Here is a 2,414-nt window from a genome sequence, read left to right as displayed (position 1 = left end):
ACCATTATCTTTTGCGGTCACTTTACCGAAGACGCTCATACCTTTACTGAAGAAGAAATTCAGGGAGAGTCACAAGGTGAATGGTATTTCCGTCAGATACTGGGTTCTTCAAATCTAGAGGGCAACAAGTTATTCCATATTATGACAGGTCACTTGAGCTGCCAAATCGAACACCATTTATATCCAGATGTGCCAGCACGTCATTACCCAGCAATGGCTGTTGAAGTTCAGAAGATCTGTGAGAAATATCAGATCCCTTACAATACGGGAAGCTTTTCAAGCCAGTATAAAACTGTTGTAGGACGGGTACTTAAATATTCCAAGCCTACTGCACAAGAAGCTATGGCTTAATACTAAGCTAAGTTTCTTTTCCTTTTACCCTTTAACGCAGCTAATGACCCCAATTGTTAGTTGCGTTTTTTTGTTGTAAAACGCTAAGCTGTTTGCGCCAGCTGGCCAGGATAAGTTATCTCTTGCTTTAAGCGTCTTACATGCAGCTCTTCGACAACCAGACTCTGCTTTTCATCTACCCCTCCACAGCAAGCCCTCAGGTATTCTAGATTTCCACTCACCTTAAAGCTCACATTACCAGATAACATTGCAGACTTAGATTCTCCCATACACTGCTCGTCAACCAAGATCGTATTCTCTCCCTGTGCATCTTTGTAGCTTAACCAAAGAGATACCGGTTTTTTCGCTGCTTGCGCCAAACTCAACCAAACCGCCGCATTAAAGGTTAACAACCTGGGTTTGGCGCTACTAACCTTTTGTTGCGCACTCGGCTTTTGCCTAAGCATCTTTAAAAAGCCCAACCTTTCCTTCGTATTATTTAAATTCTTAGGTACTCGAACATCAGAATACTCACTACGCGGCACTTCACTAAGGGTTTTCAGCATAAGTAATTTTGAAGGTATGGAAGACACAAGAAACTCCTAAATTTGATATGTTTTAAGCTTACCCTATCTACCGCCTACGCACCGCGTGTCAGTCGTTATAAAGCTTGTGCCTTAGCGCACAAGGCTACATTAGCTAATACTGAACTTACATCTCACCACTTACACTCACACAAACTTACAGAATTGACTTGGATCAACAAATGGTAACAGGAATTATTCTCACCTTGTATTAATTATCATTTATATATCTAATACCCACATTACCAGCTTAGACCGGAATCTCTAACTATGAACACAGCCCGCCCCCTGCCAGTCTTTTTCACATACCGGAAAGGCCATTCCAAGCTAGCGTTAAGTCTATTCATGTTGATAGCAATCTGTTCCAGCCACATTGCCCTTGCACAAATAAACTCTAAAGAAGCCCTAGGTGAACTACTCTACTTCGACCCAAACCTTTCATTAAACCGGACTCAATCTTGCTCTAGCTGCCATAACCCTGCGACAGGGTTTGTCGATAAGCGCACACATGACACAAGGCATACTCACCTTGAAGGAATGGTTTCGTTAGGTGACGATCAACAATCTTTTGGTGACCGTAGCGCACCAACCAGCAGCTATGCGAACCAGATTCCTATCTTTCATGTTAATAAGAAAGGAAAGCATGTTGGAGGACAGTTCTGGGATGGCCGAGCAGCAACACTGGCTGACCAAGCGAAAGGTCCTCCACTCGCAGGTATCGAAATGGGTATACCTAACAAAGAAAGTATGCAAGCACGTCTACTTGAATCGGAGGTCTATAAACAAGCCTTCTCTAGCCTATTTGGAAAAGACATATTAAGTAAACCGGGGAAGCTCTATGACGCCATGGCCGAAAGCATCGCAGCCTTTGAAAAAACCGATTTTTTCTCTCCCTTCGACTCAAAGTATGACCGCTATTTAAGAGGCGAATATGAACTTAGTAAGCAAGAAGAACTTGGAATGACCTTATTCTTCTCGCAGCAATTCACCAACTGTAACCAATGCCACCAATTACGAAGCAGCCCAACCGCGCCGGATGAAACCTTCAGCAATTATGAGTATCACAACATTGGTATACCGACAAACCTTGCTGTTCGAAAACAAAACAAGCTCGACGAAGACTATGTCGATATAGGTCTACTCGCGAACGCTCAAGTCCACGATGAAAAGCATAAAGGAAAATTCAAAACACCAACGCTTCGAAATGTCGCCGTCACCAGCCCTTACATGCACAACGGTGTTTTTAAAGAGCTTCGAACAGTTATCGACTTCTATAACAAATATAACTCCAAAAGCGCCAAGCGTCAGATAAACCCAGAAACGGGCGAAAGCTGGGATAAGCCAGAATTCCACGAAACAATCTCTTTTGAGGAACTTCAATCAGGCCCTGCGCTAGATGACAAGCGTATTGATGCGCTAGTCGCATTTTTAAAACTACTGACAGATAAACGATATGAAAGCCTAATCACTGACTAGACTATAAATCTTATTGATAATACT

General features: G+C 42.8%; 3 protein-coding genes. 2 read left to right on the top strand and 1 reads right to left on the bottom strand.

Features of this window, described 5'->3' with window-relative positions:
• A partial coding sequence (locus A3761_RS19685; protein WP_197473131.1) for a fatty acid desaturase occupies positions 1-351 on the top strand: 351 nt, incomplete at its 5' end.
• Between the two features lie 83 nt (positions 352-434).
• On the opposite strand, the gene A3761_RS19680 is transcribed toward A3761_RS19685, so the two are convergent.
• The gene (locus A3761_RS19680; RefSeq protein WP_156490436.1) at positions 435-923 is read right to left on the bottom strand and encodes a hypothetical protein; all 489 of its coding nucleotides are present in this window, start codon (positions 921-923) and stop codon (positions 435-437) included.
• A 336-nt stretch (positions 924-1,259) separates the two neighbouring features.
• On the opposite strand from A3761_RS19680, the gene A3761_RS19675 reads away from it, so the two are divergent.
• Positions 1,260-2,390, top strand: a complete 1,131-nt coding sequence (locus A3761_RS19675) for a cytochrome-c peroxidase (RefSeq protein WP_068511209.1) — start codon at positions 1,260-1,262, stop codon at positions 2,388-2,390.
• Positions 2,391-2,414: the final 24 nt, after the last annotated feature.

This window comes from Oleiphilus sp. HI0123 (assembly GCF_001635315.1).
Note: the sequence above shows the minus strand (reverse complement) of the source record. Positions and strands in the feature narration are given on the sequence as shown.